The sequence below is a fragment of the Acinetobacter ursingii DSM 16037 = CIP 107286 genome, assembly GCF_000368825.1.
GTDB lineage: Bacteria > Pseudomonadota > Gammaproteobacteria > Pseudomonadales > Moraxellaceae > Acinetobacter > Acinetobacter ursingii.
On the sequence record NZ_KB849715.1, the window covers coordinates 86,494 to 107,544 of the forward strand.

Below are 21,051 nucleotides of genomic sequence, written 5' to 3' on the forward strand. Positions count from 1 at the left end.
GATTTAATCGGCATCGATTTATTCAAGATTACTCACATTAGCTTGTTTTATATGCAAATAATGTATAGATATGTAGCAATTTACACAGAGAATGGTGTCCAGATTTATTGCAACATCTGCGCTTTTAAACGCACGATTTCATCGCGTAACCGCGCTGCTTGCTCAAATTGCAACTCTTTCGATGCCTTGATCATTTCCTTCTCTAATTTACCAATATGCTTGGTAAAGAGTTTTGGATCAGCCAGAATATGTCGTTCGTCTGCTGAAAGCGCCTTCGCCTGATCAGAAATTTTGGCATCAATTTCATCATCATTAAAGACTTCGCCAGTATCAATTTCTTTAATTTTCTGACGTACTGCACTACGCGGCGTAATCCCATGTTCCTGATTAAATTCAATTTGCTTATTACGACGACGATCTGTTTCATCGATGGCTTTTTGCATCGAATCGGTTACACGATCTGCATATAAAATCGCTTTACCTTTCAGGTTACGTGCAGCACGACCAATGGTTTGAATCAGTGAACGTTCGGAACGTAAAAAGCCTTCTTTGTCTGCATCCAAAATCGCCACCAAAGATACTTCTGGCATATCCAATCCCTCACGGAGCAAGTTAATACCCACTAGCACATCATAAACGCCTGTGCGGAGTTCATGAATAATCTTGACCCGTTCAACCGTATCGATATCAGAATGCAAATAAGCGACTTTCACCCCATATTCTTTTAAATAAGAGGTCAAATCTTCTGCCATTCGTTTGGTTAATGTCGTCACCAAAACCCGTTCATCCAGATCTTTGCGCAGATTAATTTCAGATAATACATCATCGACTTGTGTCAACACTGGACGAATTTCAATTTCAGGATCGACTAGACCTGTCGGACGCACCACTTGCTCTACAATCTGATCTGATCGTTCCAATTCGTACTTGGCAGGTGTTGCACTGACATAAATTGTAGTCGGAACAATACGCTCCCATTCTTCAAATTTCATCGGGCGATTATCCAGTGCACTTGGCAAACGAAAACCATAATTCACCAGATTTTCTTTGCGTGAACGGTCACCCTTATACATTGCACCAATTTGTGGAACAGTCACGTGCGATTCATCAATGATTAGTAGCGCATCATCAGGGATATAATCAAATAGAGTCGGTGGTGCTTCGCCCGATGGACGACCTGATAAATGACGTGAATAGTTTTCGATGCCATTGGTGTAGCCTAATTGCTGCATCATTTCCAGATCGTAACGCGTCCGTTGCTCGATGCGTTGTGCTTCGATCAATTTGTCATGTTCACGGAAAAATTTAAGCTGATCCTGTAATTCAACTTTAATAGTATCGATCGCGCGGGATAAATTGTCTTTTGGCGTCACATAATGGCTTTTTGGATAAATGGTTACACGCGGCACCTGACGCAACATTTTACCTGTTAAAGGATCAAACCAGCGAATTGATTCAACTTCGTCATCAAACAACTCGATGCGAATCGCATTTTGATCGGATTCAGCAGGAAATACATCTAAAATTTCACCCCGAATACGATAAGTACCCCGTAAAAACTCCAGTTCATTACGGGTATATTGCATTTCAACCAGACGGCGAATCAAATCATCACGATTGACACGATCACCTTCGACCACATGCAGCAACATTTTCATATAGGCTTCAGGATCACCCAAACCATAAATAGCAGAAACCGAGGCCACAATAATTGCATCACGACGTTCTAATAAAGCTCGTGTCGCCGAAAGACGCATCTGATCGATATGATCATTAATCGCGGCATCTTTTTCAATAAAAGTATCTGACGAAGGCACATATGCTTCTGGTTGGTAATAATCATAATAACTGACGAAATATTCCACCGCGTTATTAGGGAAAAAAGCCTTAAACTCACCATAAAGCTGCGCCGCTAAGGTTTTATTATGCGCCATGACAATCGTGGGGCGTTGAGTCTGAGCAATGACATTAGCCATGGTATAGGTTTTACCCGACCCCGTAACCCCCAATAGCAACTGATTGCGATAGCCACTTTCAACACCATGTACCAGTTTTTCAATCGCTTGAGGCTGGTCACCTGCGGGTTGGTAACTGGTGACTAATTCAAAGGGTTGCTTATCGCTCACTCGGCTGCTCTCTTCTTTTCAAAATTTCATTTCACTAAGCCCTTTATGGGGTAATTCACCCTCAATTTAAAGGCTTTTCCTGTAAATTTAATTTCTACATTTTGTACTTGACCCATCTGCGTTTCGTCTGCAACATGGAACACATCAGCATCAGAATTGAAACAACATGGCATACCATTATCACGACGAAAGCATCATCACGGAACTTCCTGAAGATACGGTTTTTGTCTTTGGCAGTAATATGGCTGGACAACACACACATGGTGCAGCACGTGTCGCTGCACAGCATTTTGGTGCGGTGAATCATGTTGGTCGTGGTTGGGCAGGTCAAAGCTTTGCCATTCCCACTTTAAATGAACATTTGCAGCGGATGCCATTATCGCAAATTGAACACTATATAGATGATTTTAAAGTCTATGCCCAACATCACCCCAAAATGAAATATTTCATCACTGCTTTGGGTTGTGGTATTGCAGGTTATAAAGTCTCTGAAATTGCTCCTTTATTTAAAGGGATTCACAACAATGTGATCTTGCCTGAGTCGTTTAAACCCTATATTGATGAAAATGCCATTTCACAATTTCCAGATTTGACTTCGCATACTGTACAGTCCTTTATTAACGACGATGTGATTTTTTATTTTGATCATGGTAGTGACTCTTTTGAAGAAGCCTTAGATAAAACTGATTTAAGTGATGCTGAAAAATCGATTGCACTCATTGTTTTAAATGAAGATATGTACCCGCGCGACCGTTATGGCCGTGGCCGCGAAAGTGAGCTTGAAGATATTTTAAGCAAACTCAATGGCAAGATTTTTAATTTTCATGATAATCGCGAAGGCGCGATGATTTTTGTCGGGGTGATTGTGGCATTGATGGAACTTTATGATATCGATGAACAAGACTTCATTAAACTCTGGCGTGGTGACATCACCATTCAACATCCCATTAATCGAATAAAATCGTAAGATATTGTATTCCCTGCTCTTTTATTCCTTTATAAAAGAGCTTTATAGATTTCTCTTATTCCGTCTTTTTTTATCTCGGCTTTGCGAAGAAGAATAAATAAAATTGAATACGTGATCAAAGAAATCTTATGCTGACTCTTTCACAGCAAAACTATGGATGCTTTTGCTCACCTACTTCACATAAATTGTCTATTTTTTACACCTTACTATTTCCAAGTGTAACTGTTGGTTTTATACTCCATGAAAAATAAATAATTCATTGGAATTTCCTGAATGCAGACTTTAGATTCATCTATTTTTGACCTTGCACCGATTCCAATGTGGCTGGAGGATTATAGCGATATAAAAATCCAGTTTGATGCATGGCGCGCTCAGGGGGTCGAAGATTTACATGCATTTTTAAGCGAAGATCTTGATCGGGTACGCCAATGCGCTCATAAAATAAAAATCATCTCAGTCAATCAACAAACACTGGATTTATTTGAAGCAAATTCACAGGAACATTTATGTAGCAATCTAGATCGTATCTTTCAGGAAGATATGTTCAAATCCCATATTTATGAATTAATTGATTTATGGAATGGTAAAACTCATTTTTCGAGTGTAGCAGTCAATTACACTCTGTCTGGCAAACGTCTGGACATCCAACTACGTGGGTCAATCCTTCCTGGATACGAACAATCTTTTGAAAGGTTACTCATTACCACTGAAGATGTAACCTCTTATCAAAACGCACGTAGATTAGAAGAAAAAAATCGCAGATTGGCTGAAGCAAGATTTGTATATTCACCAGCTTCTCTTTGGGTTGAAGATTTTAGTCGGGTTAAAGTTCGAATTGATCAATTAAAACAGATTGGAATTGACGATTTTCGAACTTTTTTAGATGTACATCCTGAGTTTGTCAATCAATGTATTGAGGATATTTTAATCCTCGATGTCAATCAGGCGACACTCGATTTATTTCAAGCCCCTGACAAACAAATCCTGCTCAAAAATATCCATAAAGTTTTTTCAAATGAGATGCTAGGCACCTTCCGCGAGCAACTGATTGAGTTATGGAAAGGTAATATTCATCATCAACGCGAAGCGGTCAATTATGCACTAGATGGCAGTATTCGTAATGTGTTGTTGCAGTTTACCGTTTTTCCGGGCTATGAAAAGGATTGGGGGCTGGTTCAAGTTGCTTTAACCGACATCACTGCACGGAAAAAAGCAGAAAATTATCTGGAATATTTAGGCAAACATGATGTGCTGACCAAACTATATAATCGCTCGTTCTTTACGGAAGAACTTAATCGTCTGGAACGTAGTATCTTGCGACCTGTTTCCTGTATTTTCCTGGATATGAATGGCTTAAAAGAAGTCAATGATCAACTGGGGCATGACGTGGGCGATGGTTTATTACGTCGTGTTGGCAGTGTATTAACTCAAGCAATTCAAAATACAACCTATACAGCGTCACGTATTGGGGGAGATGAATTTGTCATCCTGATGCCAGGAACAGATGAAACCGCAGTTTTGGTGATGCTACAGACCATTCAGGAACTGTTTAATATTGACAATCAATACTATTCAAGCCAGCCGATTAGTATGTCATTTGGGTCTGCGACCACACTTGAAAATGAAAGTATTGAAGCCATGCTTAAACGCGCCGATCAACAAATGTATCAGCGCAAAAAGCATTTTTATCAGGATAAAGAGGCGAGTTAAAAAACAGGAAAATCCTGTTTTTATCCTTGACGTGCCTTAAAACGTGGATTGGATTTGCAAATCACATACAGCTTGCCACGACGACGAACAATTTGACAATCTGGCGAACGCTTTTTTGCACTTTTAAGAGAAGATAGAACTTGCATAATATAAGACCCATTAATAGATATGTTATAATATAACATTAATCTAAAATATCATCCTGCGTCAAGTCACAATGTTCATAGTCGAAAAAAAGCCTTTCATGGTTACATGAAAGGCTTTTGATTCAGCGTAAAGAAAATAGCTTAAAATTAGCGTTTTCCCATTGATCTACGCGTACCACGTGGCGGCATCCAAGTACGATCAGCATATTGTTCAGGTTTTGGACGAACCTGATTATGCACAGCATCTTCGTCATCGCAATCTGCCGCTTGAGGCATTGGAAAAGGTAATTTCACTAAAGCCTTTTTCGCTTTGGGCTTTTGTTCACTCATGATGTTCACTTAAATTTTGGGTGACCTTTATTTATTTTAAATGATTTTCACCTAAGATGCCGCTAAAAATAACAAAGTAAATGTCTATTCGTTTATTTGAATTACACTCGCGTCATGTTTTTTATAAATTTGTTTTGATAATAAAACACGTCTCAACAATTTTGGGCTAAGATAGTATGCTTTTATTTTTTTAATCCCATAAGAAGGAATGCTGCCGTGGACGTACGTCTGTCTGATCGTGTAAATGCCATCAAACCGTCCCCTACTCTTGCTGTTACCAACAAAGCTGCTGAACTTAAAGCAGCAGGTAAAAATGTGATTGGTTTGGGCGCAGGTGAACCAGATTTTGATACCCCGCAACACATCAAAGATGCTGCTATTGAAGCCATTAATAATGGTTTTACTAAATATACAGCGGTTGATGGTACGCCAGGCCTAAAAAAAGCAATCATTGCAAAATTTAAACGCGACAATCATCTTGATTATCAAGCGAACCAGATTTTGGTATCGTGTGGCGGTAAACAATCATTTTTTAACCTTGCATTGGCATTGTTAAATAAAGGTGACGAAGTCATTATCCCTGCACCTTACTGGGTAAGTTATCCAGATATGGTGATTATCGCTGAAGGGACACCTGTGATTGTAAAATGTGGTGAAGACCAACGTTTTAAAATTACGCCAGCACAATTAGAAGCAGCGATTACACCAAATACTCGTTTATTGGTACTAAATAGCCCTTCTAACCCAACAGGTATGATTTATACCAAAGCTGAACTTGAAGCATTGGCTGAAGTTTTACGCAAACACCCACAGGTTTATATCGCTTCTGACGATATGTATGAACCGATTCGTTGGGAAGATGAGTTCTACAATATCGCAACTGTTGCTCCTGATTTGTATGACCGCACTATTGTTTTAAATGGTGTATCTAAAGCCTATGCCATGACAGGCTGGCGTATTGGTTATGCAGCAGGTCCAGCAAAGCTCATCGGCGCAATGAAAAAAATTCAGTCTCAATCCACTTCAAACCCGACTTCGATTTCACAAGTTGCTGCTGAAGCTGCATTGAATGGCCCACAAGATGTACTTGAGCCAATGATTGAGGCATTTAAACGCCGCCATGATTTAGTTGTAAATGGCTTAAACGAAATTCATGGTATTAGCTGCTTACCAGCCGATGGCGCTTTCTATGCTTATGCCAATATTCGTCCACTCATTCGTGCCAAAGGTTTAAAATCTTGCACCGAGTTTTCTGAATGGTTACTTGAAGAAACTGGTGTTGCCGTTGTACCGGGTGATGCTTTTGGTCTGGGTGGCTTTATGCGTATCTCGTATGCGACTGCAGACGAAGTTTTAGTCGATGCTTTAGCGCGTATCAAAAAAGCAGCTGAATCTATCGATGGCATTGATGCTGCAATTGCCTCTATTGAAGCTGAGAAAAAAGCTTAATCCACTTTTGCAAATAAAAAAATCTATCTTCGGATAGATTTTTTTATTTTATAAGTAAGGAAACTCGTTCAATTGATTAAAATTAACTATAACGTTTAGGTCGTTCCAGACTTAAATAATGACAATAATAAGGCAAGGTTTGATCTAGGGTAATTTCTTTAATCTGCTGTTCTTCTGTACTCCAAGCCAGCGCAGAAGTTTTGGCAAATAAACCTTTACGCTCAATTGCAAAAAGAAATAAAGAGTTGTACCAGCATTCGCTCAATTGCGTCCATAGTCCATGATTGACATCATTTAGAACTTTTACCTGATGCTCAGTCCATTTATCCCCAAACCATAATTGTAACAAATCACCTAGATAGATTTTTTCTTCACTCACGATAGAAAAATGAATGTGAGCATCTTCAACCGGCTGATAATACAAAGCGGGATCACGCACAATATCCAGATATTGAGCTTGATAAAATTTAAATTGAGAGAAGATATCTTGAATATGAAGAATTGGCATAATACTGCCCTCCGATTTAGCCATTTAGTGCTGGCAAGTTGGGTTAAATCCACACAGTTTGAATGTCCATTCAAACACTCTTACGCTGTTAAACATAGCAATCTACAACTCAAAGCACAAGTATTTTTATGTCAGATATAGTATTTGTTCAAATAAACATCATACACACGGAAAATGAAAGAAACATGACAGATTGGACTTGACCGTATTTAAAATCCCCTTATAATCGCTTTCAGATTCTCCCATAGCTCAGTCGGTAGAGCGACGGACTGTTAATCCGCAGGTCCCTGGTTCGAGCCCAGGTGGGAGAGCCAAATACAAAAAAGCCCGCAGCATTAAAGCGGGTTTTTTTATGCCTGAAATTTATGATTTAAGTCTTCACTATTATTCTATTTTCTTAATTCCATCAATGTAGCATAAAATTTAAAGTATAAAAAAAGCCCGCATTACGCGAGCTTTCTTAAATTGATATGGATTACAAGCTGTAGTACATATCAAATTCAACTGGATGAGTCGTTGTATTTAAACGACGTACATCTTCAGTTTTAAGTTCGATATAAGCATCCAACATTTCTTTCGTGAACACGCCACCTTTAAGAAGGAATTCGTGGTCATTTTGAAGTGCTTCAAGCGCCATATCTAGGCTGTGAGCCACTGTTGGGATTTTTGCTTCTTCTTCAGGAGGAAGATCATACAAGTTTTTGTCAGCCGCTTCGCCCGGATGGATTTTGTTTTGAATACCATCAATACCCGCCATTAACAATGCTGCAAAGCCCAAGTACGGGTTCATCATTGGATCTGGGAAACGAGCTTCGATACGCTTGCCTTTCGGGCTAGACACGTAAGGAATACGGATAGACGCTGAACGGTTACGTGCAGAGTAAGCAAGCATAATTGGTGCTTCGAAGTGAGGAACCAAACGCTTATAAGAGTTTGTAGACGGGTTTGTGATTGCATTCAATGCACGAGCGTGCTTGATGACACCACCGATGAAGTAAAGTGCCATTTCTGACAAACCAGCATATTCATCACCAGCAAACAAGTTCTTGCCATCTTTAGAGATCGACATGTGAACGTGCATACCAGAACCATTATCACCTACCATTGGTTTAGGCATAAAGGTTGCTGTTTTTGCATATTGATGAGCAACGTTCCAAACTGCATATTTGAATTGTTGTACTTCATCAGCTTTACGAACAAGTGTATTGAAGCTCACACCAATTTCTAACTGGCAAGATGCAACTTCATGGTGATGTACTTCTACACGACCTGGACCCATGATATCTTCAATTTTTGCACACATTTCTGCACGCATATCTTGTGAAGAATCCACTGGTGGAACTGGGAAATAACCACCTTTAACACGTGGACGGTGACCAGAGTTACCAGATTCATAGTCTTTACCAGTCGACCATGCAGCTTCTTCAGCGATCAATGTATGACGAGCGCCAGACATATCGATGTCCCATTTTACTTCGTCAAATACAAAAAATTCTGGCTCTGGACCAAAGAATGCTGTATCACCAATACCAGTTGATTTTAAATATTCTTCTGCACGACGAGCGATCGAGCGTGGGTCACGTTCATAGCCTTGACCAGTTGAAGGCTCAATAACGTCACAAGTTACAACCACTGTAGGTTCAGCAAAGAACGGGTCGATAAAACCAGTTTCTGCATCCGGACGTAAAATCATGTCAGAAGCTTCAATGCCTTTCCAACCTGCAATTGAAGAACCGTCGAACATTTTACCGTCTTCAAATGTATCTTCATCAATTGAATCTGCTGGATAAGTAACGTGTTGCTCTTTACCTTTAGTATCCGTAAAGCGAAAATCGACCCATTTAGCGCCACTTTCTTTGATGAGTTCGAGGACCTTGTTCGCCATGCTCTGTATGCTCCAATGAAGTATTATTGCACTTGTGAAGTGCGTGTTAGTCGTTGGCTGTTATAAAGCAATTCCCATACCAACTTTTTGAGACTATTCTAATTTATTGAATTCTTTAGCAGAATATTAAAAAAGACCTGTTTATCCCATTGCTATTATACTGCTTGCAATTTTAATTGCACCATATTCAAACATTTTCATTTTAGCGCAATTTAACTGTTAAATTTATGAACCATATTGGTGCGTTTTCATTTTTTTGTCTTAATGCGGTGCATAACTTTGAAATTAAAATATTCTCATTATTCTTATTTTGTTTAAAATGAACAAATTGTTTGCACTGGTAATGTTAGATGAAACCCATGACTGCCAATTTTCTTGGATTTTCTTCCATTTTGATTTGGGCGAGTATCGTGGGTGGCGTCAAACTGGTGACCGAGCAATTAACCCCTATGCTTGGTATTGCACTACTTTATAGCGTCAGTGCATTTAGTATTGTGTTATCCAACCCCAAAGCCTTAAAAATAGCCTTACCACCAAAATATTTAGTCTATTGCAGCAGCTTTTTTGTTCTTTATGAAATTTTGTTTTTAACTTCGATTGGTCTATCTCATACACGTGAAGAAGCTTTGATCTTGGCGATGATTAACTATTTATGGCCAAGTTTGACTTTATTGTTTGCTTATCTCTATCGACAGCTTTCTTTTCAACTCCCTGCATTTTTAGGCATCGCTATTTCTATCTTAGGGCTAGGGATAGTCATTAACCCTCAACTTTTTCATTTGTCTTTATTTTTAGATACTATTTCTAAAAATCCTGTTGCTTATCTATTGGCTTTTATCGCGGCAATTTTATGGTCGTTATATTGTGTGCTGACTCGAAAATTGGCACAAGGTCATAATGGCGTTCCTTTATTTTTTTGTTTTACGGCTATCGCACTGTGGATTTTGTTTTTTATGACACATCAGTCGTGGCAAATGCCTTCTGTAAAGCTGTGGCTAGTCATCATTGTCATGGGGACTTTGATTGGGATTGCCTATAAAAACTGGAATCAAAGTTTACAGTTTGGACAGATTCAATTGTTATTGTTGGCGACTTATTTTACCCCTGTTCTATCAAGTATATTTGCCAGTGTATTGCTACGAACAGTTCCAGAATGGACGTTTTGGATTGGAACGTGTTTAGTGAGTTTCGGCGTTATTGTATGTTGGAAATTTAGTCGAAGTATTGAGGCTTAAATTTTACGCACCCATTATTTTAAGCGGAAATAATAAAAAACCCTGTCGATGAACAGGGCTTTCATTCTCAACAGTGGATAACTGTTTGATGTGTGCAGCTTAAGCAAGCTTACTGTTAAATTGCTTGCCAAGGCATTTGGTACACGGAGGTAAACGATCAGTACCAATTTCTAAATAAACGCGGTGCCCGCATTGAATACAAAAATAGAAGCCTGTTCCAGGTTTTTCGCCAGCAGTAACCATTTTTGCTCTCCATAGATTTTAGAAATGGTATATATATTATAACTTGATAAGACTAGTGAATGATTGACCTTTCTGACGAGTGGTGGTGGCGGAAAGATGAAGGATGGAATACAACAGGGGGCATATCTAACAATCAAATACGAAAAAACCCGACAGTATGTCGGGCTTTTTTATTGAGTTGACTACTTTCAGATAAAAAAGATCTCTTTTAATTTTCTGGTAACTGGACTCTATCCAAAATAGAAACAAACATACTTTCAATTTCTTCGAAGATCTTCATGCCTGGTTTGATCACAGGTGCTATGGTATCTTTTAAAAAAGTATCTGCTCTATTTCCAATTCTTGTTATACCTAACTCTTGCTTAAATTTTGTAAAGAAATCGCCAGAAGCTGATTTTAAATCATCATTGGGGTTTCCTCTCATTATGCTCGCTTGTAAAGCATCAGCTTTAATTTTTAATACATCTGCTAGTTTTTCATGTTTTTCAATAGACTTTAAATATTCTTCTATTACTTCATCATCAAGCAAATAACTTTCCAAATTACGCCTGCTTGTTACATAAATATCATCTTGATTAAGTTCTTTAACTTCTTGCTCTGAACGATCATCTCTATCTAATAGCTTTAATATCTTCGTTCTAGGCATTAAATTTTTTAAAACCAAGGTAACTGCATGATCTGGTTTTTCAATATCATTACATCCTCCCCCACTTATAAAAGTAATATTTTGGGAACTCTTTGATAAGATCATTGAGTATATAAATGCATCGAATTCTTTTCGGGTATTACCTAATAAACTACCTTCGCATACAATAATATTAGAAGGTAAAAATGAATTTTTTAATTCTCCTAATGCAATTGCAAGAAACTTTTCCCAAACCACTTTATCTATAGATGTAGGATATAAAGTTGTTTCATCATCAAAACTCTCTATATGAAAATCAATAAAATTAACAGTATCAGAATATTGAGTCGAAATCTCTTTAGCTTTTTGCATAATGCCTAAAGAATGTGTATTTATCCAAAGCTGTGAATTATCAGGAATAATATTATACAATTCCTCTAAAAGCTTAGATTGAAGAGAAGTATGAATATGAAGTTCAGGTTCATCTATCATAAAAATAGTATTATTGTATGAATCTATTTTTACTTGTAAATCTAATATCAAATCAAAAACAGCTTTCTCACCAGCTGACAAATTTTTATACGGATAGTTCTCAACATTTCCTTTTTTAAAAGTAAAACAACTATCGCTTAATGGATCGACAATATTTCTTAAAGTTAATTCAGGGAAAATTCTATTAAAAGATTCTCTTATTTTTCCAATCAGCTCACCCCTTAAATCCTCCACAGTTCTCGTATTATTATTTTCACTAAATAAAGATTTCATAGTGTTTTGCACAAGTCTTTGATAGTTTTCGGAAACCGTTTGATCTGTATCAATTGATCTATTCACTTTCAAATGATCAAATGGCTGATTCATTTTACTAAATTGATTTACTTGAAAATCTGGCTCATGCCTATATGCAGATCTAAAATAAATTGCATTCCGCGGTAAATGTTGTTCTTTATAATCATAAAAATCAATCTGAACCGAATTATAAGAATCAAAGCTTAATAAGGGATTTCTCGAATAATAACTTGTATCACCGCTCCACCCCCAACCAGCCCTTTGTTTATAGTAATGGTGAAATGCATCAAAAAGTGAAGATTTCCCACTTCCATTTGGTCCAACAATAATGATTAATTTAGCTTGTTCATTAATATTTCTAATTGTTAAGTTAAAAAATCTTTTAAAATTGTTAAGACGGATTTCTTTTACTTTCATGTATTTTCTCAAAATAAAAACCCCATCATCAAGATAGGGCTTTTATGAAACAATATCAATAACTTTTAGCTAAAGCATTACGCCACTTGACCTTCTAAAAAGTCCTGCGCAAAACGCTGCAACACCCCACCCGCTTCATAAACAGAAACTTCTTCTTCTGTATCTAGGCGGCAAGTGACAGGCACTTCAAGAATCTCTTCTTTACCATCCGCTGTGGCACGTTCAATGACTAAAGTTAAAGTCGAACGCGGTGCAATATTACCAATCACGCTATACAGCTCAGTACCATCTAGCTTTAAGGTCTTACGGTTTACACCAGCTTTAAACTCAAGCGGTAAAACGCCCATACCAACTAAGTTAGTACGGTGAATACGCTCAAAACCTTCAGCCACAATCGCTTCAACACCTGCAAGACGTACACCTTTGGCAGCCCAGTCACGACTAGAACCCTGACCATAATCCGCACCCGCGACAATGATCAACGGTTGCTTACGGTTCATGTAGGTTTCAATCGCTTCCCACATGCGCATCACTTCGCCTTCTGGCTCGACACGCGCTTTTGAACCTTGCTTAATGGTGCCGTCTGAACGAACCACCATTTCATTAAACAATTTCGGGTTGGCAAATGTCGCACGTTGCGCAGTTAAATGGTCACCACGGTGGGTTGCGTATGAATTGAAGTCTTCTTCAGGTACGCCCATTTTATGTAGATATTCACCCGCAGCCGAATCCATCATAATCGCATTGGAAGGCGATAAATGGTCAGTGGTGATGTTATCCCCCAAGATCGCAAGCGGACGCATATTAGTTAAAGTGCGTGGAGCAGCTAATGCACCTTCCCAATACGGCGGACGGCGGATGTAAGTACTTTGCGGACGCCAGTCGTATAACGGACTTTCAGCTTGTTCAAATTCGCCCAAGTCAAACATTGGAATGTAGACTTTACGGAACTGTTCAGGCTTCACCGCTTCTTTGACGAGCGCATCAATTTCAGCATCTGAAGGCCAGATATCTTTCAGGTAAATTGGATTACCATCTTTGTCTGTACCTAGTGCATCTTTTTCGATATCAAAACGAATCGTGCCTGCAATTGCATAAGCGACAACCAATGGAGGAGATGCCAAGAACGCTTGTTTTGCATAGGGATGGATACGACCATCAAAGTTACGGTTACCTGAAAGCACGGCGGTGGCATATAAGTCACGGTCAATGATTTCTTGTTGAATCACAGGGTCAAGTGCGCCCGACATCCCGTTACAGGTGGTACAGGCATAGGCCACGATACCAAAACCCAATTTCTCAAGGTCTTCGAGTACGCCAGCTTCTTCTAAGTAAAGCGCAGCCGCTTTAGAACCAGGTGCAAAAGACGATTTCACCCACGGTTTACGCACTAAACCCAATTGATTGGCTTTACGTGCCAATAGACCTGCCGCTACGGTGTTACGTGGATTTGAGGTATTGGTACACGAGGTAATGGCTGCGATAATCACTGCACCATCAGGCATTAAGCCTTCCGCTTCTTGCGCTTTTGCCGCATCCAAATTGCCTGCAATGCCTTTGGCTGCCAAATCAGCCGTAGATACACGCGCATGTGGATTTGAAGGGCCTGCAATATTACGTGTGACTTGCGATAAATCAAAACGAAGCACACGTGGATAAACCGCTTGGGTCATATCCGATGCCCAAAGCCCGATTTCTTTGGCATATTGCTCCACCAATGCCACTTGTGCGTCTTCACGACCGGTCAGGCGTAAATAATCAATGGTGTTTTGATCGATATAGAACATGGCCGCGGTTGCGCCATATTCTGGGGTCATGTTGGAAATCGTGGCACGATCGCCCACCGACATGCTGCCCGCACCTTCACCAAAGAATTCCAAATATGCGCCTACCACACGTTCTTTACGCAAAAATTCAGTGAGTGCCAATACGATATCAGTTGCAGTAATCCCTGCTTGACGCTGACCGACCAATTCAACACCGATAATATCGGGCAAACGCATCCACGATGCACGACCCAACATGACATTTTCAGCTTCTAAACCACCTACACCCACTGAAATCACGCCAAGCGCATCGGTATGTGGGGTATGTGAATCTGTACCAACACAGGTATCAGGGAACGCCAAGCCATCACGGTTTTGGATCACTGGAGACATTTTCTCCAAGTTGATTTGGTGCATGATGCCGTTGCCCGCAGGGATCACGTCAACATTTTTAAATGCAGTCTTCGTCCATTCAATAAAATGGAAACGGTCTTCGTTGCGACGATCTTCAATTGCACGGTTTTTCTCAAATGCATCAGGGTCAAAGCCACCAAATTCCACGGCTAATGAGTGGTCTACAATCAACTGGGTTGGCACCACAGGATTGACTTTAGAAGGATCACCACCTTTATCAGCAATCGCATCACGCAAGCCTGCAAGGTCAACCAATGCAGTTTGACCCAAGATGTCATGACAGACCACACGTGCAGGATACCAAGGAAAATCCATGTCCTGACGGCGTTCAATCAATTGCTTTAAATAATCAGTTAAGTTTTCTGCATCAGCTTTACGCACCAGCTGTTCAGCCAGTACTTTCGAGGTGTATGGCAAAGTTTCATATGCGCCTGGCTGAATATCTTCAACGGCTTGACGCACGTCATAGTATTCGAGCTGGGTATTGCCATTCTGATTTGGCAGCGGTTTACGGTATTGATTTGTCATTAACCACGCTCCGCCAATGGTTTGAATTCTAAGTTTTCAGGGCCAGTGTAGTTCGCGCTTGGGCGAATGATCTTACCATCTTGACGTTGTTCAATCACATGTGCTGACCAACCTGCGGTACGTGCAATCACAAATAATGGGGTAAACATTGCGGTTGGAACACCCATCAAGTGATAGCTCACCGCACTGAACCAGTCCAGGTTCGGGAACATGTTTTTCACTTCTTTCATCACCGCTTCTAAACGCTCAGCGATGAGGTACATCTTGTTGTTCTCTTGCGCTTCGGCAAGATCACACGCCACTTTCTTGATCACTTCATTACGTGGGTCAGAAACGGTGTAGACGGGATGACCAAAACCAATCACCACTTCTTTTTTCTCAACACGACTACGGATGTCTGCTTCTGCTTCATCAGCATTGTCATAACGTTGTTGAATCACGAATGCAACTTCATTCGCCCCACCATGTTTTGGACCACGCAGCGCACCAATACCGCCAGTAATTGCTGAGTACATATCTGAACCTGTACCTGCAACCACACGTGAAGTAAAGGTTGATGCGTTGAACTCATGCTCTGCATACAAAATCAAAGACGTATGCATGGCTTGAATCCATTCTTCAGATGGCGCTTCACCATGAAGTAAATGCAAGAAATGTGCAGCGATTGAGTCATCGTTGGTTTCAACTTCGATACGACGACCGTTGTTGCTAAAGTGATACCAGTACAACAACATTGAGCCCAAGCTTGCCATTAATTTGTCAGCGATGTCTTTCGCGCCCGCTTCGTTATGGTCTTCATGTTCTGGGGTTAGGCAACCTAAAACTGAAACACCTGTACGCATCACATCCATAGGGTGTGCAGATGGTGGTAATTGTTCAAGCGCCGTTTTGAGTGCTGCGGGCAAACCACGAAGTGCTTTAAGTTTTGTTTTATAGGCTTTGAGTTCTGCTTTGTTTGGAAGTTTGCCATGTACCAGTAAATGCGCCACTTCTTCAAATTCGCTACCGACTGCAAGGTCGAGAATGTCATAACCACGGTAGTGCAAGTCGTTGCCACTGCGGCCTACGGTACAGAGTGCAGTGTTGCCTGCCACTTGTCCGCTGAGTGCAACTGATTTTTTTGGTTTGAAGCCTGTGGTTGTTTCATTACTGCTCATAAGATTGTCCTTTTTATATCCTTTGGTGAATTTCGTAGCGGTGTCTTACCGAACTCTCATCTTATTTGAGGATAAGCCTTCGGCTGGACTTACTTTTGAGGGATCAAAAGTAAGCAAAAATCCTTTGTTGACCTGACGGTACTTCCCTGCTACCGCAGCCCAACGTGGCGGCATCCATGCCGCCTTCACGATTACTAAGACTTTCATGAAAGAAGGGCTTAAATTCGTGAATTCCCTCTCCCTCTGGAGGAGGTTAGGAGGGGTAAAATTATTTACTCTTCGCAAAAGTTCCATCAAGATATTGCTCAAACGCATGGTAATTAATACGCTCATACAATTCTTGACGGGTTTGCATGGTATCGACCACATTCTTTTGTGTGCCTTGTTTACGCAGCGTCTCATAGACATTTTCCGCTGCTTTGTTCATGGCACGGAATGCTGAAAGTGGATAGAGCGCAATACTGACATCGGCAGATGCTAATTCTTCCGTAGTAAATAATGGCGTAGAACCAAACTCGGTTATATTGGCTAAAACTGGCACTTTCGTGGCATTGGCAAACTGTTTATACATGGCCAGCTCTGTAATCGCTTCTGGGAACAACATATCTGCACCCGCTTCAATGTATGCACCCGCACGATCAATCGCAGCTTGTAAACCTTCTACAGCCAAAGCATCAGTACGTGCCATAATCACAAAGTTTTCATCGGTTCGTGCATCGACCGCCGCTTTAATACGATCGACCATCTCTTGCTGGGTCACAATGGCTTTATTCGGACGATGACCACAACGCTTTGCACCCACCTGATCTTCAATATGCATTGCAGCCGCACCGAATTTAATCATCGACTTGGTGGTACGCGCAATATTAAAAGCAGAAGCACCAAAACCTGTATCGACATCGACCAATAATGGCAAATCACAAACATCGGTAATACGACGAACATCGGTTAGAACATCATCAAGGTTACTGATCCCCAAATCAGGTAAACCCAATGAACCTGCTGCAACACCCCCACCAGACAAATAAATGGCTTTGTAGCCTGCACGTTGTGCCAATAAAGCATGGTTAGCATTGATTGCACCCACAACCTGTAGTGGATGCTCAGTGGCAACTGCTTCTCTAAACTTTTGTCCTGCGGATAATACTGACATGAATTTGTTACTCCTTGTCTTTATAACTGATCTATAACATCGGGTTAAATAAAATGTTTTTGGATATTGCGATAAGATGAAGCGATATGACGGCACATCAGAAGCTCTGCCAGTTCAGCATCGCCATCTGCGATCGCATCTAATATACGAATGTGTTCAGACAGCGCTTTGTGTGGACGATTCGGCGTTTTGGAATATTGCACCCGATACATACGAATCAAATGATAAAGCTCATCACACAGCATTTTTTCAAGAGTTTTATTACCGCAGTTTTTGATGATGCAATAATGAAAATCATCCTGACCTTCTTGTAAGTAATAACCTTTACCTTCTTTAAAGTTTGGATCTTGCGCATGCAAGTGCAACACTTCACGCAAATTTAAAATTTGTTGTTTATCGATGCTCTGTGCAGCTAAACGACAAGCCAAACCTTCTAAAGTTTCACGAATTTGATATAGCTCGAAAAGCTGTTGATGTGACAACGACACGACTCTCGCACCGACATGCGCAGTACGTTCAACCAGCTTTTGCCCTTCTAGACGATGAATCGCCTCACGTAATGGCCCACGGCTAATCCCATAAACGCGAGCAAGCTCAGGCTCAGAAATTTTAGTACCTGGGGCAATATCACCACTGACAATTGCGGTTTGAATCTTTCTAAATATCTGATCGGTGAGCGTGATTGAATTTAGCTCTTTAATCGGTTGAGTTATTTCAGTTGTCACAATATTGTCAACAATTAATATTTAATAAGTCAAAAATAATGGTTTAATTGGTTAAAATCAATAATATTGTCAACAATTATACTTTTGTATGATAACTATAAAAATCAAAAAACAAAGGATATAAAAATAAATGTTTTTAATTTCAGCAAGTTAATTATAGATTAAACAATAAATGTATTTTTGCTTAGCCTAATACTCAAGACCATGAGAAAACATTTTCATAAGATTGTTATGCTCAAAAAGACAAATTTTTGTATCTTCTTTGGTTAAAACCATTTTAAAGACATCGTGCATGCCGAATAAAGCAGCATAAGTTTATGTTTTGATGATAAATAAATCATTTAAATGTTGTTTTCAGTTTTTATCCTTGACCTGTACATAAGATGTGCCTAGAATGCGCATCAGATTCTCCAATAGCTCAGTCGGTAGAGCGACGGACTGTTAATCCGCAGGTCCCTGGTTCGAGCCCAGGTTGGAGAGCCAAAACTAATCTCTCATAGCTCAGTCGGTAGAGCGACGGACTGTTAATCCGCAGGTCCCTGGTTCGAGCCCAGGTGGGAGAGCCAAGATTCAAAAAAAGCCTACATATTTAATGTAGGCTTTTTTTATTGTCATGGCTGGATGTCTATTTGTGAGAAGTAAATAAAACAGCGAGGATTGCCCCTGCTGCTTTAAGCGTATAGATCATTTAAGCTACATAGCGATCTGGACGATGATTAAGTGCCAATATCAAATTAAGGATGATTGCACCTAAAATAGAAATAGCCAGTAATGTCCAACTGACGAACGCAACTGATGCCAGTAAAATACTAATATCCAAACCCATTTGAACTTTGCCTGCTGGAACTCCATAACGCTCTTGAATAAATAAAACCAGCAAATTAAAACCACCCAGACTTGAACGATGTCTAAATAAAATCAGAAAACCCAAGCCCATTAACACATTGGCTAAAACCGTAGCATACAATGGAGTTAAGCCATCAACATGAATAAAATAAGGATGTAATTCTGTTAACACAGAAAGTAGCGCGACCGCCACGAAAGTTTTGATCACCATGGGCATACCTAAGCGTTTGTATGCCAAATAATAAAATGGAATATTGATCAAGAAAAAAACCAGACCAAATTTTAGTCCTGTCGCATAATGAATCAATAAAGATAAACCTGCTGTCCCACCTGTCAGTGTTCCCGCCTGCTGCATCAACATCATGCCAAATGAGATAATAAAGGTCGCAATAATCATCGCAAGACCATCTTCAATATAAGTATGTGGTCGAGTTTTGATCTCAGCATTGAGATTTAGATCAGCAGTCAGATTAGTCATGTGATTGATCCAGATTCATCATTTGATAATTTTCTTTGATACGCTCAAGAACAATAGAGGTATGACAATTACTTACCCCAATTTTTAGCGTAGTCAGCTTATTAATCAGTTGACTCATTTCATTTAAATCGCGCACCATCACTTTTAATAAATAATCAAAATTACCCGTCAGTTTATAAACTTCACGAATCATGTTCTCATGTTGTACAAAATCCAGAAACCTGTTCAAGACATCATCACTATATTGAAGTAACTTGATTTCAATCATTCCCATGATCGGCTGTAACTCAGCCTCAGGATGCAACTGGGCATAATAGCCCTTAATCATGCCATTTTGCTCAAGCGCGATACGACGACGAGAACACTGTGAAGTTGATAAACCAATGATTTCAGCCAATTCCTGATTGCTTAATCGACCATTACATTGCAGATGCTGCAAGATTTTAAAATCATATTCATCAAGTGAATCATTCATATCAGGTCTTTACCCAATTGAAATTTATTGTGTTTTCAATTAAATTCAACATCAGTTGAATGAAAACCACAATAAATGAGTTGATACTATAATTAAGCAGCAATAATAAGCGTTTGTACCGATAAAACGCAATTAAATTGCACTTAAAATAATAAAATACAATAAAAATTCAAATTTAATCGTAAAACGCAAAAATATTGTATAACACTTGCAAATTATCATAAACAGATTCGAATTAATATTAGACGTATTTTATAAGTCCGAGACAGGTATTATGGCTACAACATGGCGTTGCATTTCAAACGCTAATCTAAGAATCATGTAAAGAAGTCTATTGTTTTGATTAAAATGATTGAATAAAAATCTAAAAATAAAGCTAAGCAACTAGCATCTGACTATTTTTAAATCAGTTAAACTTTTTTTAATAATTTCAGCTTATTAAAGCTTGACCGAAAACCGATTGCCTTTTAGAATCCTACTCCAGATTCTCCCATAGCTCAGTCGGTAGAGCGACGGACTGTTAATCCGCAGGTCCCTGGTTCGAGCCCAGGTGGGAGAGCCAAATTTTTAACCCACTCTATTTAGAGTGGGTTTTCTTTTTAGTATAGGCAAAGTGTGTTGAGTTCATCTCAAATATTCTTTTTAAGTTTAGGCTGTATATCCAGTCTATTGCTTCTAATTACTTGCTTTAAATCATTTTTCTTTTCCAGACAACAGTTTTTTGCTCGCGCTCCTATCACACCTTTTGAATCAAAAATGTTTCATCGGTTGAAAAGTGCTTTTCCCAATCATCATGTTCTGGCCCAAGTCGCTTTTAGTGCTTTGATTACCAGTAATCACTATAAAATTAGACGTAAATTTAATCGAAAAGTCACAGATTTTGTCATTTTAAATGATGCGCTTGAAGTGATCGCGGTCATAGAACTCGACGACCATTCACTTTTCCTAATTAAATAAAGTTATCAAATAGTTTCTTTATATATTTTTCATTGACATAGTGCATTTTTCGATATACTAACGTCCCCAGTATTCGTCAATTACATAAAGACATTTTGTAATCATTCAGATTTTAAGCTGATAAA

17 protein-coding genes, 4 tRNA genes and 1 pseudogene are annotated in these 21,051 nt (G+C 39.5%); 9 read left to right on the forward strand and 13 right to left on the reverse strand.

Going from position 1 to position 21,051, the window contains the following annotated elements; genetic code table 11:
- Positions 1–104 precede the first annotated feature (104 nt).
- Entirely contained in the window at positions 105–2,126 is a 2,022-nt protein-coding gene (gene uvrB / locus F944_RS03495) for an excinuclease ABC subunit UvrB (protein ID WP_004986975.1), read from the reverse strand.
- Positions 2,127–2,292: 166 nt separating this feature from the next.
- On the opposite strand from uvrB, the gene F944_RS03500 reads away from it, so the two are divergent.
- Together F944_RS03500 and F944_RS03505 are read left to right on the forward strand one after the other, a co-directional pair.
- A complete protein-coding gene (locus F944_RS03500; protein ID WP_004986987.1) occupies positions 2,293–3,093 on the forward strand; it encodes an A1S_2505 family phage non-structural protein in 801 nt (266 codons plus the stop codon).
- Positions 3,094–3,366: 273 nt separating this feature from the next.
- Positions 3,367–4,803: a sensor domain-containing diguanylate cyclase gene (locus F944_RS03505; protein ID WP_004986989.1), complete on the forward strand. Its 1,437-nt coding sequence runs from the start codon at positions 3,367–3,369 to the stop codon at positions 4,801–4,803.
- A gap of 20 nt (positions 4,804–4,823) precedes the next feature.
- Here F944_RS03505 and ykgO read toward each other — a convergent pair whose 3' ends face one another.
- The gene (gene ykgO / locus F944_RS03510; protein WP_010588981.1) at positions 4,824–4,949 is read right to left on the reverse strand and encodes a type B 50S ribosomal protein L36; all 126 of its coding nucleotides are present in this window, start codon (positions 4,947–4,949) and stop codon (positions 4,824–4,826) included.
- A 147-nt stretch (positions 4,950–5,096) separates the two neighbouring features.
- The gene (locus F944_RS03515; protein WP_004986994.1) at positions 5,097–5,279 is read right to left on the reverse strand and encodes a hypothetical protein; all 183 of its coding nucleotides are present in this window, start codon (positions 5,277–5,279) and stop codon (positions 5,097–5,099) included.
- A 216-nt stretch (positions 5,280–5,495) separates the two neighbouring features.
- Between F944_RS03515 and F944_RS03520 the strand changes: the two genes are divergently transcribed.
- Positions 5,496–6,728: a pyridoxal phosphate-dependent aminotransferase gene (locus F944_RS03520; protein WP_004986996.1), complete on the forward strand. Its 1,233-nt coding sequence runs from the start codon at positions 5,496–5,498 to the stop codon at positions 6,726–6,728.
- An 82-nt stretch (positions 6,729–6,810) separates the two neighbouring features.
- Here F944_RS03520 and F944_RS03525 read toward each other — a convergent pair whose 3' ends face one another.
- Complete coding sequence (locus F944_RS03525; protein ID WP_004986999.1) at positions 6,811–7,236, reverse strand: hypothetical protein; 426 nt, start codon at positions 7,234–7,236, stop codon at positions 6,811–6,813.
- A 238-nt stretch (positions 7,237–7,474) separates the two neighbouring features.
- Here F944_RS03525 and F944_RS03530 point away from each other — a divergent pair.
- Positions 7,475–7,550, forward strand: a tRNA-Asn gene (locus F944_RS03530).
- A gap of 161 nt (positions 7,551–7,711) precedes the next feature.
- Here F944_RS03530 and glnA read toward each other — a convergent pair.
- Positions 7,712–9,121 (reverse strand): type I glutamate--ammonia ligase, encoded by a 1,410-nt coding sequence (glnA, locus tag F944_RS03535; protein ID WP_004987001.1) that lies wholly within the window; start codon positions 9,119–9,121, stop codon positions 7,712–7,714.
- Positions 9,122–9,480: 359 nt separating this feature from the next.
- Between glnA and yddG the strand changes: the two genes are divergently transcribed.
- A complete protein-coding gene (gene yddG / locus F944_RS03540; protein WP_004987003.1) occupies positions 9,481–10,356 on the forward strand; it encodes an aromatic amino acid DMT transporter YddG in 876 nt (291 codons plus the stop codon).
- 99 nt (positions 10,357–10,455) lie between these two features.
- On the opposite strand, the gene F944_RS16670 is transcribed toward yddG, so the two are convergent.
- The 6 genes from F944_RS16670 to F944_RS03570 all read right to left on the reverse strand — a co-directional run bounded on the left by F944_RS16670 (position 10,456) and on the right by F944_RS03570 (position 18,170).
- Positions 10,456–10,599: a zinc ribbon-containing protein gene (locus F944_RS16670; RefSeq protein ID WP_004987005.1), complete on the reverse strand. Its 144-nt coding sequence runs from the start codon at positions 10,597–10,599 to the stop codon at positions 10,456–10,458.
- A gap of 208 nt (positions 10,600–10,807) precedes the next feature.
- On the reverse strand, positions 10,808–12,427 hold the full coding sequence (locus F944_RS03545; protein WP_004987007.1) for an AAA family ATPase: 1,620 nt from the start codon (positions 12,425–12,427) through the stop codon (positions 10,808–10,810).
- A 77-nt stretch (positions 12,428–12,504) separates the two neighbouring features.
- The gene (gene acnD / locus F944_RS03550; protein ID WP_004987010.1) at positions 12,505–15,135 is read right to left on the reverse strand and encodes a Fe/S-dependent 2-methylisocitrate dehydratase AcnD; all 2,631 of its coding nucleotides are present in this window, start codon (positions 15,133–15,135) and stop codon (positions 12,505–12,507) included.
- The gene (prpC, locus tag F944_RS03555) at positions 15,135–16,292 is read right to left on the reverse strand and encodes a bifunctional 2-methylcitrate synthase/citrate synthase (protein ID WP_004987012.1); all 1,158 of its coding nucleotides are present in this window, start codon (positions 16,290–16,292) and stop codon (positions 15,135–15,137) included. The genes acnD and prpC overlap by 1 nt, the downstream gene beginning before the upstream one ends.
- A gap of 268 nt (positions 16,293–16,560) precedes the next feature.
- Positions 16,561–17,445, reverse strand: coding sequence for a methylisocitrate lyase (gene prpB / locus F944_RS03565; RefSeq protein ID WP_004987014.1), 885 nt, complete (start codon positions 17,443–17,445; stop codon positions 16,561–16,563).
- A 44-nt stretch (positions 17,446–17,489) separates the two neighbouring features.
- The gene (locus F944_RS03570) at positions 17,490–18,170 is read right to left on the reverse strand and encodes a GntR family transcriptional regulator (protein ID WP_004987017.1); all 681 of its coding nucleotides are present in this window, start codon (positions 18,168–18,170) and stop codon (positions 17,490–17,492) included.
- A gap of 407 nt (positions 18,171–18,577) precedes the next feature.
- On the opposite strand from F944_RS03570, the gene F944_RS03575 reads away from it, so the two are divergent.
- Positions 18,578–18,653 (forward strand) — tRNA-Asn (locus tag F944_RS03575).
- A 7-nt stretch (positions 18,654–18,660) separates the two neighbouring features.
- A tRNA-Asn gene (locus F944_RS03580) sits at positions 18,661–18,736 on the forward strand.
- Between the two features lie 122 nt (positions 18,737–18,858).
- Here F944_RS03580 and F944_RS03585 read toward each other — a convergent pair.
- Positions 18,859–19,494, reverse strand: coding sequence for a YitT family protein (locus F944_RS03585; RefSeq protein ID WP_004987018.1), 636 nt, complete (start codon positions 19,492–19,494; stop codon positions 18,859–18,861).
- Positions 19,487–19,969, reverse strand: a complete 483-nt coding sequence (locus F944_RS03590; RefSeq protein ID WP_004987021.1) for an Lrp/AsnC family transcriptional regulator — start codon at positions 19,967–19,969, stop codon at positions 19,487–19,489. Before F944_RS03590 ends, F944_RS03585 begins: the two co-directional genes overlap by 8 nt.
- Positions 19,970–20,455: 486 nt before the next feature.
- Here F944_RS03590 and F944_RS03595 point away from each other — a divergent pair.
- Positions 20,456–20,531: transfer RNA gene (locus F944_RS03595), tRNA-Asn, on the forward strand.
- A 53-nt stretch (positions 20,532–20,584) separates the two neighbouring features.
- Positions 20,585–20,967: pseudogene (locus F944_RS03600) on the forward strand (DUF2726 domain-containing protein).
- Positions 20,968–21,051: the final 84 nt, after the last annotated feature.